This is a genomic window from Sphingomonas pruni NBRC 15498 (assembly GCF_001598455.1).
GTDB lineage: Bacteria > Pseudomonadota > Alphaproteobacteria > Sphingomonadales > Sphingomonadaceae > Sphingomonas > Sphingomonas pruni.
This window is the reverse complement of sequence record NZ_BCYZ01000048.1, coordinates 22,658-35,304: the sequence shown is the minus strand read 5'-3', so window position 1 is coordinate 35,304 and position 12,647 is coordinate 22,658. Positions and strand designations below refer to the sequence as shown.

Genomic DNA, 12,647 nt, shown 5'->3' with positions numbered 1-12,647 from the left:
TTCCTCCATCGCCGCGATCACCTTGGGGTGCTGACCCATCGCCAGATAATCGTTCGAGCACCACACCGTGATCGGCATCGGCCCATTGTGCCCGGCAAAACACCGCGCATTGGGAAACATCCCCTTGTTGCGCAGGATGTCGATGAACACGCGATACCGCCCCTCGGCATGCAGCCGGTCGATCGCCTGGGTGAATACCCGCGAATAATCGACGGGCCGCGCGGTGGAGTCGCTCATGAAACGCGCCAATAACGTGGGTTTTGCCGATTTTCCATGGGTAACACGTGCAAAGGGCGCAATCGCGACGCTGCTCTACGTCAACGCAAGTGTCGCATTGCTGTGCTATGGAGCGAGTCGTCGTCGGCGTTCCCGAATTCGAGCAGGCTGGCGATTGAGAGCAGCAGGAACGCTCCCGCTTGAGTCGTCGGAGCCAATGCGATGGCCGATCAGATTGGCCCAACAGGCCAGGACGTAGAGTATCTCGCCCGGCGCGAGGCGCAGGAACGGATCGCGGCCCGGCAATCCGCAGATCCCTCTGCCCGTCGCGCTCACCAAGCGCTGGCCGAGCAATATGCCCGGCGATTGCGCATGCCACCAGCCCGGGTGAGCTAGGCGACGTCCAGGAAACCCTCCCCGCCAGGGGGAGGATTGAATCTAAAGCGACTCGGCCCGGTTGATGCCGTAACGCGCCAGTGCCGGTGCAAGGTGGCGTTCGGCGTCGCCGAACCGGGTAAACACCGCGCGATGCTGCGGCGCTACGGGCCAATCCTGTCCCTCGGTCAAATGCGCGACTCGCCGCGCGATCCCGGGCGCGCCATCGACGAAGCGGACCGGATGCGGCGCGGATGCGGCGAGCTCGTCGCTGACCAATGGAAAATGCGTGCAGGCATTGACCACGACATCGATACGCTCGCCCCCGGGCTGGTCGAACAGTCCGGCGATCGCCGCACGATATTCGGCGATCGGCCGCTTTTCGCCCTGGAGCTTGGCCTCGGCGAGTTCGACCAACGCGGCCGAGCCGTGCCGCAGGACGATGCAATCGCCGGCAAAGCGCGCGGCGAGATCGTCGACATAAGGCTGGCGCACGGTCGCGTCGGTGCCGAGTACGCCGATCACGCGCGTCTTGCTGATTGCGGCGGCAGGCTTGATCGCCGGCACGGTGCCGACGATCGGCAGATCGAGCGCGGCGCGCACGGCGCCGAGCGCGATCGTCGACGCGGTGTTGCACGCGATCACGATCAGCCGCGGATCGTAGCGCTCGGCCAGTCGTCCGAGCAAAGCCGGCACGCGGGCCGCGATCTCCAGCTCGCTCTTGGTGCCGTAGGGGAACCCCGCCGAATCGGCGACATAGACCAACGGCGCCCGAGGCAGCAGTGCCTGGGTAGCGGCGAGCACCGACAGCCCGCCGACGCCGGAATCGAACAACAATAACGGGCGATCGTCCATGCGCGGCCTCTAGGGGGATGCATCCATTCTGATCAAGATAAGTGGCGTCGGTCCCCACGCTAGATTATGTATCGGGGCAATTGGGGAGCGTTCACGTGGCAACGGAATATCTATGGGCAGCGCCGGCCGGCGCCGTGCTGCTCGGTTACCTTCTCGGCTCGATCCCGTTCGGCGTCATCCTGACCCGCGCGTTCGGCGCCGGCGATCTTCGTCAGATCGGGTCGGGCAATATCGGCGCGACCAACGTCTTGCGGACGGGGCGGAAGGGCCTGGCCGCCGCAACCTTGCTGCTCGATCTCGCCAAGGGCGCCGCTGCGGTGCTGATCGCCGGCTGGCTGTTTCACGGCCATCAGATCCCCGCCGCCGCGGCTGCCTTGCTCGGCCATTGCTACCCGATCTGGCTGAAGTTCAAGGGCGGCAAGGGAGTCGCCACCCTGATGGGGATCGTGCTCGCGCTGCATTGGCCGATCGGGCTGGTCTACGCCCTGGTCTGGCTCGGATTGCTTGGCGTGCTCCGGATCTCATCGGTCGCGGGAATGGCCGCGGCGGTTTCCGCGCCGGTCGCCGCCGCGGTGCTGGGCGATTTCGATGCGGTGTTCCTGCTCGTCGCGCTGGCGCTGATCGTGCTCTGGAAGCATCGCGCCAATGTCGAGCGGCTGATCCAGGGCAACGAGCCGAGGATCGGCGTCAAGAAGGATGGCTGATCCCCGCGTCGCGCGGTTGCGGCTGATCCGTACGCCGACGATCGGCCCCGTCACCTATCGCCAGTTGCTCGCCCGCTTCGGCAGCGCCGAGCGCGCGATCGAGGCGCTACCCGATCTCGTCGCGCGCGGCGGCGGCAAGCCGCCCCGCATCGCCGACGTCGCGATGGTCGAACGCGAGATCGCCCGGGTCGAGACGCTCGGCGCGCGCTATCTGTTCATCGACGACGCCGATTATCCGCCGTTGCTCGCCGAGCTCGACAATGCGCCCGCGGTGATGACGATCAGGGGCGACACCGGACTGTTCGCGCGCACCAGCGTCGCGATGGTCGGCGCCCGTAACGCGTCGGCCGCGGCATGCCGCTTCGCGCGCGGGCTGGCGGTCGAGCTGGGGCGCGAGGGCGTGGTGATCGTGTCCGGGCTGGCGCGCGGGCTCGACACCGCGGCGCACCAGGGATCGCTGGCGACGGGCACGATCGGGGTAATTGCCAGCGGCATCGACATTGCCTTCCCGCCCGAGAATGGCGCGCTGCAGGACCGGGTCGCCGAGCAGGGCCTGCTGATCGCCGAGCAGCCGCCGGGGAGCGAACCGTTGGCGCGCAATTTCCCGCACCGCAACCGCGTCATTGCCGGGCTGGCGACCGGCACCGTGGTGGTCGAGGCGGCGCCGCGATCGGGGTCGCTGATCACCGCGCGGCTGGCGGCGGGGGCGGGACGTGACGTCATGGCGGTGCCCGGCAGCCCGCTCGAGCCGCGCGCCCAGGGTTGCAACCTGTTGATCCGCGAGGGCGCGACGCTGGTGCAATCGGCCGCCGACATCTTGGAGACGATCCGCCCGATCGACCCGCGCATGGTGCGCGCACCGGCCAGCCCGTTCGACGGGCGCCGCGGCGGCGAGCCCGGCGACGCCGACCGCCGCGCGCTGACCGCCCTGCTCGGGCCGGTTCCGGTCGCGATCGACGAACTGATCCGCCAGTCGGGCTTGCCGCCCGCGACGGTGGCGTTGGTCCTGCTCGAACTCGAATTGGCTGGTCGGATCGAGCGCCATGCCGGGGGGCGGGTATCGCTGACGTGATGGCATCTATTGCCGAGTTTGAAGCCGCGCGGCAGATAGGCCGCGATTAAAGCGAGGGGAGTGATTGATGGGCAGCGGCCAACCGCAAGACGGCATATGAGTCCGGGAACGGCCCGCTGGCTGTTCCGTGGTGCCGCGATCTACGGCCTGATCGTCCTGTTGCCGCTCTATCTCCTCGAGCATCAGGTGGCAGCCCCGGCCGCAGCGCTGGCCCATCCGGAATATTATTACGGCTTTATCGGCGCGGCCGCGGCGTGGCAGCTCGTCTATTGGACGATCGGCGGCGACCCGGTCCGCTATCGCGCGTTCATGCCGCTCGGCGTCATCGCCAAGTTCGGTTTCTGGATTCCGACATTTTTGTTGTGGTTGAATGGACGCACGCCGACCTCCACCTTTGCGGTGACGAACGTCGATCTCCTCCTGGGCATCGGCTTCTTCGTCGCCTGGTGGGGGCTCAAGGCACCCGCTTGACGGGCATCATCGGGGCTCCCCATCCTCGCGCGTACACGTAAGGACCGCTTTTTACCGCCATGCAGCTTGTCATCGTCGAATCGCCCGCCAAGGCGAAAACCATCGAGAAATATCTGGGCAGCGACTATCGCGTTCTCGCGAGCTACGGCCATGTCCGCGACTTGCCGCCCAAGGACGGATCGGTCGATCCCGATGCCGGCTTCGCGATGGATTGGGAAAATTACGCCGACAAGGCGAAGCAGCTCAAGGCGATCACCGACGAGGCCAAGAAGGCCGATCGCCTGATCCTGGCGACCGACCCCGATCGCGAGGGCGAGGCGATTTCGTGGCACGTCCAGGAAGTGCTGCGCAACCGCAAGGCACTGCCCAAGCAGGTCGAGCGCGTCACCTTCAACGCGATCACCAAGGCGACCGTGACCGAAGCGATGCAGCATCCGCGTCAGCTCGACGAGGATCTGATCGACGCGTATCGGGCCCGTCGCGCGCTCGATTATCTGGTCGGCTTCACCTTGTCGCCGGTGTTGTGGCGCAAGTTGCCTGGCGCCAAGTCGGCGGGCCGCGTCCAGTCGGTCGCGCTACGCCTGATCGTCGACCGCGAGCGCGAGATCGAGGCGTTCGTCGCGCAGGAATATTGGTCGGTCGCCGCAACGCTGGAACAGGACGGCACGCCGTTCACCGCGCGCCTCGTCAAATGGAATGGCGAGAAGCTCGACCGCCTGTCGATCGGCAAGGAAGGCGATGCGCTCAAGGCGAAAGCCGACGTCGAGAATGGCCGCTTCACCGTCCAGTCGGTCGAGACCAAGCCCGCGACGCGCAACCCGCCGCCGCCCTTCACCACCTCGACGCTGCAACAGGAAGCCGCGCGCAAACTCGGCTTCTCGGCCAGCCATACGATGCGTATCGCCCAGGCGCTCTACGAGGACGGCGCGATCACCTATATGCGGACCGACGGCGTCCAGATGGACGGCAGCGCGATTTCCGATGCGCGCAAGGCGATCACCGAGCGCTATGCCGCCAATTACGTGCCTGACAAGCCGCGCCAATACCAGACCAAGGCCAAGAATGCGCAGGAAGCGCACGAGGCGATCCGCCCGACCGATTTCCGCCGCGACCATGCCGGGTCGGGCGACCATGCCCGGCTGTACGAGCTGGTCTGGAAGCGCGCGATGGCGAGCCAGATGGCCTCGGCGCAGATGGAGCGCACGACGATCGACCTCGCCGACGGCACCGGCCGCCACGGCTTGCGCGCGACCGGGCAGGTCGTGCTGTTCCCCGGCTATCTCGCGCTCTATGAAGAGGGCCGTGACGATGAGGGCGACGAGGAATCGCGCCGCCTGCCGCGGCTGCGCGACGGCGACGTGCCGGCCAAGCGCGACGTCAGCGCCGAGCAGCATTTCACCCAGCCGCCGCCGCGCTTTTCCGAGGCGTCGCTGGTCAAGCGGCTCGAGGAGCTCGGCATTGGGCGGCCCTCTACCTATGCGTCGATCATCCAGACGCTCAAGGACCGCGACTATGTGCGGGTCGAGAAGAATCGCTTCTTCGCCGAGGAATCGGGCCGGCTGGTGACGGCGTTCCTCGAACGATTCTTCGAGAAATATGTCAGCTTCGACTTCACCGCGGGACTCGAGGACGAGCTCGACGAGATTTCGGGCGGCCGCGCGCAATGGCAGGCCGTGCTCGAGGCCTTCTGGCGCGACTTCAAGCCGCGCACCGCCGAAGTGATGGAGTTCAAGCCGTCCGAAGTGACGCAGCAGCTCGACGAGTTCCTCGCGCCTTACCTCTTCCCTGACAAGGCAGATGGCGGCGATCCGCGGCTGTGCCCCAATTGCGGCAAGGGCCAATTATCCTTGCGCGGCGGCCGGTTCGGCGCGTTCATCGCCTGCTCCAACTATCCCGAGTGCAAATATACCCGCCGCTTCGCCCAGGCGGGTGCCGCGGACGGCGAGGATACAGGCCCCGAATCGCTCGGCAAGGATCCGGCGACGGGGTTGGAAGTCGAGCGCAAGGCAGGCCGGTTCGGGCCGTACATCCAGCTCGGCGAAGGCAAGGACGCCAAGCGCGCCTCTATCCCCAAGGATATCGAGCTCGACCTCGACTGGGCCTTGAAGCTGCTGAGCCTGCCGCGTGAAATCGGGGCGCATCCGGAGACGGGCAAGCCGATCACCGCGTCGATCGGCCGTTACGGCCCCTATTTGGCGCATGACGGCAAGTACGCCCGGCTGCAGTCCACCGCCGAAGTGTTCGAGACCGGCATGAACGCAGCGGTGGTCAAACTGGCCGAAGCGGCAGCGAATGGCGGCCGCCCGACGCGCGGCTCGCAGGCCCCGCTCAAGGTGCTGGGCGCGCATCCGCGCACCGAGGCCGAGATCAAGCTGATGGAAGGGCGCTATGGCGCCTATGTCACCGACGGCACGACCAATGCGACCTTGCCCAAGACGATCGACAAGGATCAGCTGACCCTGGAGGAAGCCGCGCAATTGATCGACGCGCGGGCGGCCGCGGCTCCGGCCAAAGGGAAGCGGGGAGCGAAGAAGGCGCCAGCGAAGAAGGCAGCGGCGAAGAAGGCGCCGGCCAAAAAGAAGGCCGCGGCAAAGTGATCGTCACCCCAGCGCAAGCTGGGGTCTTAAGGAAGGAAAATACGGCGCGAGATCCCAGCTTTCGCCGGGATGACGGCTTGTCAGGCGGCGCGGCGGCTCGTTGCGTTCAACCACGACCGGGCGCGGGTCTGCGCCTCGGCGATCTCGCGCGCGGTCATCTCGTCGGCCACTTCGGCGCGGCAATGGCGCGCGCCCTCATGGCCGCCACGCGACGCGGCGAGGTTGAACCATTTGTGCGCCTCGACCAGGTCGAGATCGACTCCGTTCGCGCCGGTCGAATAATCGACCCCGAGATCGTAACAGGCGTTCCAATCACCACGCGCGGCATCGATCAACCGGCTTTCGATCAGAAATCGTGCACTCTTCAGGCTGCTGCCCATCTCGCCAACCCCTTTATCCCTTTGGCCGGGCTACCTTGGGGGGCGAGCGGTCAACAAATGGTTAACGCCGCTTAACCACGAAATTCAGGGTGCTATGTCGAGATTGTCGATCAGCCGCGTGGTGCCGATGCGCGCGGCGGCGAGCAGGCGGCGCGGCTGGCCCGGGACGGAGTCGCCGAGCGTGGCTGCATCGACCAGCGAGATATAGTCGGCGACGAACCCCGCCTGGATGAGTGACGCCATGGCGGCAGCGTGCCAGCCCGGCTCTCCCGCCTCGATCGCGCGCTTCGCCTCCGCCAGCGTGCGCGGCAGCGCCACCGCTCGGGCGCGCTCGTCGGGCGAGAGGTAGATGTTGCGCGACGACAGCGCGAGCCCGTCCGCCTCGCGCACTGTCGGCACGCCGACGATCTCCAACCCCAAATCGAGATCGGCGACCATGCGGCGGATCACCGCTAGCTGCTGGAAATCCTTTTCGCCGAAGAACGCGGAATCCGGGCGCACCTGGTTGAACAATTTGGTCACGACCGTCGCGACGCCGTCGAAATGGCCGGGGCGCGCGGCGCCGTCGAGCCCGTCGCTCACACCCGATACCGACACGTTGGTGGCGAAGCCCGCCGGGTACATGTCGTCGACTCCGGGCATCCACAGCAAGTCGCAGCCATGCGCGATCAGCAGCGCCTTGTCGGCTTCCGCCGGGCGCGGATAGCGCGACAAATCCTCGTTCGGCCCGAATTGCTTCGGGTTGACGAAGATCGAGGCGACGATCTTCGCACCCATCGCCCGCGCGGCATCGACCAGTGCCATATGCCCGGCATGGAGCGCGCCCATCGTCGGGACGAGCGCGACGCGCGCGCCGTCGCCGCGCAGGCTGGCGACCGCGCGTCTCAAATCGGGCAGATGATGGACAATTTGCATGGGACTTGCCGCTTCGATAGACGAGGGTTCGCCTGTAAAAGGCGCGGGGCATCTCAGGCAACCAGGGTCTTTACGTGGCGGACGCCAACAAACCACATATGATCGTCTTCGCCAACGAAAAGGGCGGGACCGGCAAGTCGACCACCGCGGTCCATGTCGCAATCGCTCTGCAGTCGCGTGGCGCGCGCGTCGCGGCGTTCGACCTCGACCATCGCCAGCGCACCATGGCGCGCTATTTCGAGAATCGCGTCGCCACCGCGAAGCGCACCAGCCGCAAGCTGCCGACGCCGGTCTTTGCCGCGCATGACGGCGAGAGTCTCGAATTCTTCGATGGCACGCTCGACCGGCTGTGCGCCGACGCCGATTTCGTGGTGATCGACACGCCGGGCCGCGACGACCGCTTCGGGCGGCTGGCGGCGAGCCGCGCCGACACCCTGGTCACGCCGATGAACGACAGCTTCGTCGATTTCGACCTGATCGGCCAGGTCGATCCCGACACCTACAAGGTGACCCGGCCGAGCTTCTACGCCGAACTGATCTGGGACGCGCGCAAGGCTCGCGCCAAGGCCGACGGCGTCGCGATCGACTGGGTCGTACTGCGCAATCGCCTCCAGCATATCGAGGCGCGCAACATGCGCCGCGTGTCCGAGGCGCTCGACCAACTCGCCAAGCGCGTTGGCTTCCGCATCATCCCGGGCCTGGGCGAACGCGTCATCTATCGCGAATTGTTCCCCAAGGGGCTGACGATGATCGACAGCCGCGATTTCGGCGAAATGGGCCTGGCGCATGTCGCCGCGCGGCAGGAATTGCGCGAGATGATGGCGGCGCTCGCTCTGCCCGAGCCGGTCATGCCGCTCTTCGCCTGACATGGCCAAGCTCATCCTGGCGCTGGCCGTGGCCTGGTTCGGCTGGTGGCTGTGGCAAGGGCCCAAGAAGGTCTGGACCGACGGTCGCCGCAAGCCACAGCGCAGCGAGGACGAGATCGGCGCGCTGGCCGTGCTGGGGCTCGATCCCGGCGCCACGCGCGACGAGATTCGCGGCGCGCATCGCCGCCTGCTGCGCAACGTCCACCCAGACCATGGCGGCACCGACGAGCTCGCTCGTCGCGTCAATGAGGCGCGCGACATCCTATTGAAGCCGAGTTCAGACCCCGGGGATTGAACTTTTTCCCTGCTCGGCGGATTGGGCGCGCATCAACCTGACGGGAGCCCCCATGACCCACCGTTTCGATCCGACGTCCCTGCGCGAATACGATATCCGCGGAGTCGTCGGCAAAACCCTGTCGACCGACGACGCCCGCGCGATCGGCCGCACCTTCGGCACCATCGTGCGCCGCGCCGGCGGCATCCGCGTCGCGGTGGGACGCGACGGCCGGACCTCGTCGCCGGCGATGGAAACGGCTTTGGTCGACGGGCTGCTCGCCTCGGGCGTCAACGTGATCCGCACCGGCATGGGGCCGACCCCGCAGCTTTACTGGGCAGAGGCCGAGCTGGAAGTCGATGGCGGCATCCAGATCACCGGCAGCCACAATCCGGCCGAATATAACGGCTTCAAGATGGTGCTGCAGCATCGCCCGTTCTTCGGCGAGGATATCCAGACTCTCGGCCGGATGGCGGCCGAGGGCGATTGGGAAGAAGGCCAGGGCGAGGTCGCCGATGCCGATATCGTCGACGATTATGTCGGCCGGCTGATGGCCGGCTATTCGGGCGGCGCCTACCGGATCGGCTGGGACGCGGGCAATGGCGCCGCCGGGCCGGTGGTCGAGAAGCTGACCAAGTTGCTGCCGGGCGAGCATCATCTGCTGTTCACCGAGGTCGACGGCACTTTCCCCAATCATCATCCCGACCCGACCGAGGAAAAGAACCTGGCGCACCTCAAGGCGCTGGTAGCGGAGAAGGGACTCGATTTCGGCGTCGCGTTCGACGGTGACGGCGACCGGATCGGCGCGATCGACGGCAAGGGCCGGGTGATCTGGGGCGACCAGATCCTCTCGATCCTGGCCGAACCGGTGCTGAAGGAAGTGCCGGGCGCGACGATCATCGCAGACGTCAAGGCGAGTCAGGCGCTCTATGACCGCATCGCCGAGCTGGGCGGGCAGCCGCTGATGTGGAAGACAGGGCACAGCCTGATCAAGACCAAGATGAAGGAGACGCACGCGCCGCTCGCCGGCGAGATGTCGGGCCACATCTTCTTCGCGCACGATTTCTACGGCTTCGACGACGCGCAATATGCCGCCGTCCGGCTGATCCGCGCGGTGCATATGATCGGCAAGTCGATGACCGAGATCAAGGACGCGATGCCGGTGATGGTCAACACGCCGGAAATGCGCTTCCAGGTCGATGAGAGCCGCAAATTCGCGGTGATCGACGAGGTGCTCGACCGGCTCGAGACCGAAGGCGCCGACGTCAACCGCACCGATGGCGCCCGCGTCACCACGCCCGACGGCTGGTGGCTGCTGCGCGCGTCGAACACCCAGGACGTGCTGGTCGCGCGTGCCGAGGCTAAGGACCAGGCGGCACTCGACCGCCTGCTCGCGCAGATCGACGCCCAGCTGGCGGCGAGTGGGTTGGAGCGCGGGCCGCAAGCGGGTCATTGAGTCCCTGCTCGTCATTCCGGTGCATACTGGACCATTAGTGGATGCCGAACAGACGGCTGGACGACATGCCCTAATTCGTCACCCCGGCCTTGTGCCTGTCGAGCTTTGGCCCGCCCCCGGCAGGCCAAAATCGTGTCCGGAGGACACGATTTCGCTCGACACCACTCCTCCACAACCGAGATACGGCGTTGTTGCACGGTGGATGCCGGCACAAGGCCGGCATGACGGAGAAAAGGCTGGCGACGCAAACCCCAGACATTGGCGCCCTGTAGCGTCGCCCGGGGTCGCTTTTCGGCCTTAAAGCGCCCACATACGGCCAATGGCATCCCCCTCCATCATCCGTGTCATCGACCTCGAGACCACAGGCGATGCGCCGCCGCAGCACGGCGTGCTCGAGATCGGCTGGCAGGACGTCGCGCTCGGCGCCGATGGCCGCTGGGAATTGTATGGTGAGGGCGGCAGCCGGATGGTCAATCCCGGCCGGCCGATCCCGCCGATCACCCAGGCGATCCACCATATTCTCGACGAACAGGTCGCCGACGCGCCTTATTGGATCGACGTCGCCCGCCCCGTGCTCGATCCCTATCCACGCCGCCTCGCGCTCGCCGCGCATCGCGCCGATTTCGAGCAGCAATTCTGCACGCCGACGCTGACGCATGGCGCCGACTGGATCTGCACCTGGAAATGCGCGCTCAGGCTATGGCCCGATTCGCCGAGCTTCTCCAACCAGGTGCTGCGCTATTGGCGCAAGCCGGAACGGCTGGTGCATGAGCGCGGCTTGCCGGCGCACCGTGCCTTTCCCGACGCCTATGTCACCGCCCACCATTTGCGCGACATGCTCAACGAAGCCTCGGTCGCGCAATTGATCGAATGGTCGAATCAGCCCGGCCTGCTGCCTCGCGTGCGCTACGGCCCCGATCGCGGCAAGGAATGGAGCGAGATCGCCGAGGACAGCCTCGCCGGCTTCCTGACCGACCGCGACCCCGACATACGCTTCACCGCGGAGACCGAACTCGCGCGGCGGCGCGGCGGCGGCGCGGTCGGGCGCGCCAATATGCAGGGTCTGTTGCTGTAACGACTACCCCGCGGCGGTCTTTACCGCGTCGCAGATACGGTCGACCACCGCCTCGACCTGGGCGGCATCCTCGCCTTCGGCCATCACGCGGATTACCGGCTCGGTGCCCGACGGGCGGATCACCAGCCGGCCCTTGCCCTCGAGTTCACCCTCGGCATCGGCGATCACGGCCTTGACGCCGGCATCGTCGAGCGGCTTGCCGCCCTTGAACCGCACGTTCTTGAGCAATTGCGGCAGCGGGTCGAAGCGGTGCAGCAATTCGCTCGCGGGAATCCCCGACCGCACCAGTTCGGCGAGGATCTGCAGCGCGGCGACCAGCCCGTCGCCGGTGGTAGCGTAATCCGACAGGATGATGTGTCCCGATTGCTCGCCGCCGACATTATAGCCCTGGCCGCGCATCGCCTCGAGCACGTAGCGGTCGCCGACCTTGGTCCGGATCAGCTTGATTCCTTGCGCGCTGAGATGGCGTTCGAGCCCCAGGTTCGACATCACCGTCGCGACCAGCCCGCCATTGCGGAGATTGCCGGCGCGCGCCCAGCCGGTCGCGATCACCGCCATCAGCTGGTCGCCATCGATCACCCGTCCGGTCTCGTCGACCACGATCAGCCGGTCGGCATCGCCATCGAGCGCGATGCCGATATGCGCGCCGCTCGCGACCACCGTCTCGCACAAGGTCTGCGGCGCGGTCGATCCGACCTGGTCGTTGATATTCTTGCCGTTGGGCGTGACGCCGATCGCGATGACCTCGGCCCCCAATTCCCACAAGGCCGAGGGCGCGACCTGATAGGCGGCGCCATTGGCGCAATCGACCACGACCTTGAGGCCGTCGAGCGTGAGGTCGTCGGGAAAGGTCGCCTTGGCGAAATGGATATAGCGCCCGCGCGCATCCTCGACCCGGCGCGCACGGCCGATATCGGGCGCGTCGGCGAGCGTAACCTCGCCGTCGATCAACGCTTCGATCGCCATTTCGTCGGCGTCGGACAATTTATACCCGTCCGGGCCGAACAATTTGATGCCGTTATCGGCGTAAGGGTTGTGGCTGGCCGAGATCATCACGCCGAGATCGGCGCGCATCGACTTGGTCAGCATGCCGATCGCCGGGGTCGGCAGCGGCCCGAACAGAGTGACGTCCATGCCGACGCTGGTGAACCCCGCGACCAGCGCGTTTTCGAGCATATAACCCGACAGCCGCGTGTCCTTGCCGATCACCACGCGGTGCTTGTGGTCACCGCGGACGAAATGCGCGCCGGCCGCCATGCCGACCTTCATCGCCATCTCCGCCGTCATCGGCTGGACATTGGTGAGGCCGCGAATTCCGTCTGTGCCGAAATATTTTCTTGCCATTCTGACCGTTTCCGTCCGCTATCCCGCGCTCTTGGCCGGGCGTGATA

General features: G+C 66.5%; 12 protein-coding genes and 1 pseudogene. 8 read left to right on the top strand and 5 right to left on the bottom strand.

Annotated features, from left to right (window positions below; translation table 11 throughout):
• Positions 1–237: pseudogene (locus SPR01S_RS14295) on the bottom strand (5-aminolevulinate synthase); the annotation flags it as partial.
• 417 nt (positions 238–654) lie between these two features.
• Positions 655–1,446 carry a glutamate racemase gene (gene murI, locus SPR01S_RS14290; protein WP_066590519.1) on the bottom strand — a complete coding sequence of 264 codons (792 nt, stop codon included), beginning with the start codon at positions 1,444–1,446 and terminating at the stop codon, positions 655–657.
• A 95-nt stretch (positions 1,447–1,541) separates the two neighbouring features.
• On the opposite strand from murI, the gene plsY reads away from it, so the two are divergent.
• The 4 genes from plsY to topA all read left to right on the top strand — a co-directional run bounded on the left by plsY (position 1,542) and on the right by topA (position 6,290).
• Complete coding sequence (gene plsY, locus SPR01S_RS14285) at positions 1,542–2,150, top strand: glycerol-3-phosphate 1-O-acyltransferase PlsY (RefSeq protein WP_066590518.1); 609 nt, start codon at positions 1,542–1,544, stop codon at positions 2,148–2,150.
• A complete protein-coding gene (gene dprA / locus SPR01S_RS14280; protein WP_066590517.1) occupies positions 2,143–3,222 on the top strand; it encodes a DNA-processing protein DprA in 1,080 nt (359 codons plus the stop codon). The genes plsY and dprA overlap by 8 nt, the downstream gene beginning before the upstream one ends.
• 96 nt (positions 3,223–3,318) lie before the next feature.
• Positions 3,319–3,693 (top strand): hypothetical protein, encoded by a 375-nt coding sequence (locus SPR01S_RS14275; RefSeq protein ID WP_066590516.1) that lies wholly within the window; start codon positions 3,319–3,321, stop codon positions 3,691–3,693.
• 59 nt (positions 3,694–3,752) lie between these two features.
• Positions 3,753–6,290 (top strand): type I DNA topoisomerase, encoded by a 2,538-nt coding sequence (gene topA / locus SPR01S_RS14270; protein WP_066590515.1) that lies wholly within the window; start codon positions 3,753–3,755, stop codon positions 6,288–6,290.
• An 80-nt stretch (positions 6,291–6,370) separates the two neighbouring features.
• On the opposite strand, the gene SPR01S_RS14265 is transcribed toward topA, so the two are convergent.
• On the bottom strand, positions 6,371–6,670 hold the full coding sequence (locus SPR01S_RS14265; protein WP_066590514.1) for an SEL1-like repeat protein: 300 nt from the start codon (positions 6,668–6,670) through the stop codon (positions 6,371–6,373).
• Between the two features lie 84 nt (positions 6,671–6,754).
• Positions 6,755–7,585: a pantoate--beta-alanine ligase gene (gene panC, locus SPR01S_RS14260; RefSeq protein WP_066590513.1), complete on the bottom strand. Its 831-nt coding sequence runs from the start codon at positions 7,583–7,585 to the stop codon at positions 6,755–6,757.
• 98 nt (positions 7,586–7,683) lie between these two features.
• Here panC and SPR01S_RS14255 point away from each other — a divergent pair, with 98 nt between their 5' ends.
• The 4 genes from SPR01S_RS14255 to SPR01S_RS14240 all read left to right on the top strand — a co-directional run bounded on the left by SPR01S_RS14255 (position 7,684) and on the right by SPR01S_RS14240 (position 11,256).
• On the top strand, positions 7,684–8,451 hold the full coding sequence (locus tag SPR01S_RS14255) for a division plane positioning ATPase MipZ (RefSeq protein ID WP_066590522.1): 768 nt from the start codon (positions 7,684–7,686) through the stop codon (positions 8,449–8,451).
• A 1-nt stretch (position 8,452) separates the two neighbouring features.
• A complete protein-coding gene (locus SPR01S_RS14250) occupies positions 8,453–8,746 on the top strand; it encodes a J domain-containing protein (RefSeq protein ID WP_066590512.1) in 294 nt (97 codons plus the stop codon).
• Positions 8,747–8,798: 52 nt separating this feature from the next.
• Positions 8,799–10,181, top strand: a complete 1,383-nt coding sequence (gene pgmG / locus SPR01S_RS14245; protein ID WP_066590511.1) for a phosphoglucomutase/phosphomannomutase PgmG — start codon at positions 8,799–8,801, stop codon at positions 10,179–10,181.
• A gap of 319 nt (positions 10,182–10,500) precedes the next feature.
• The gene (locus tag SPR01S_RS14240; protein ID WP_066590510.1) at positions 10,501–11,256 is read left to right on the top strand and encodes an exonuclease domain-containing protein; all 756 of its coding nucleotides are present in this window, start codon (positions 10,501–10,503) and stop codon (positions 11,254–11,256) included.
• 3 nt (positions 11,257–11,259) lie between these two features.
• On the opposite strand, the gene glmM is transcribed toward SPR01S_RS14240, so the two are convergent.
• On the bottom strand, positions 11,260–12,600 hold the full coding sequence (gene glmM / locus SPR01S_RS14235; RefSeq protein ID WP_066590509.1) for a phosphoglucosamine mutase: 1,341 nt from the start codon (positions 12,598–12,600) through the stop codon (positions 11,260–11,262).
• Positions 12,601–12,647 lie beyond the last annotated feature (47 nt).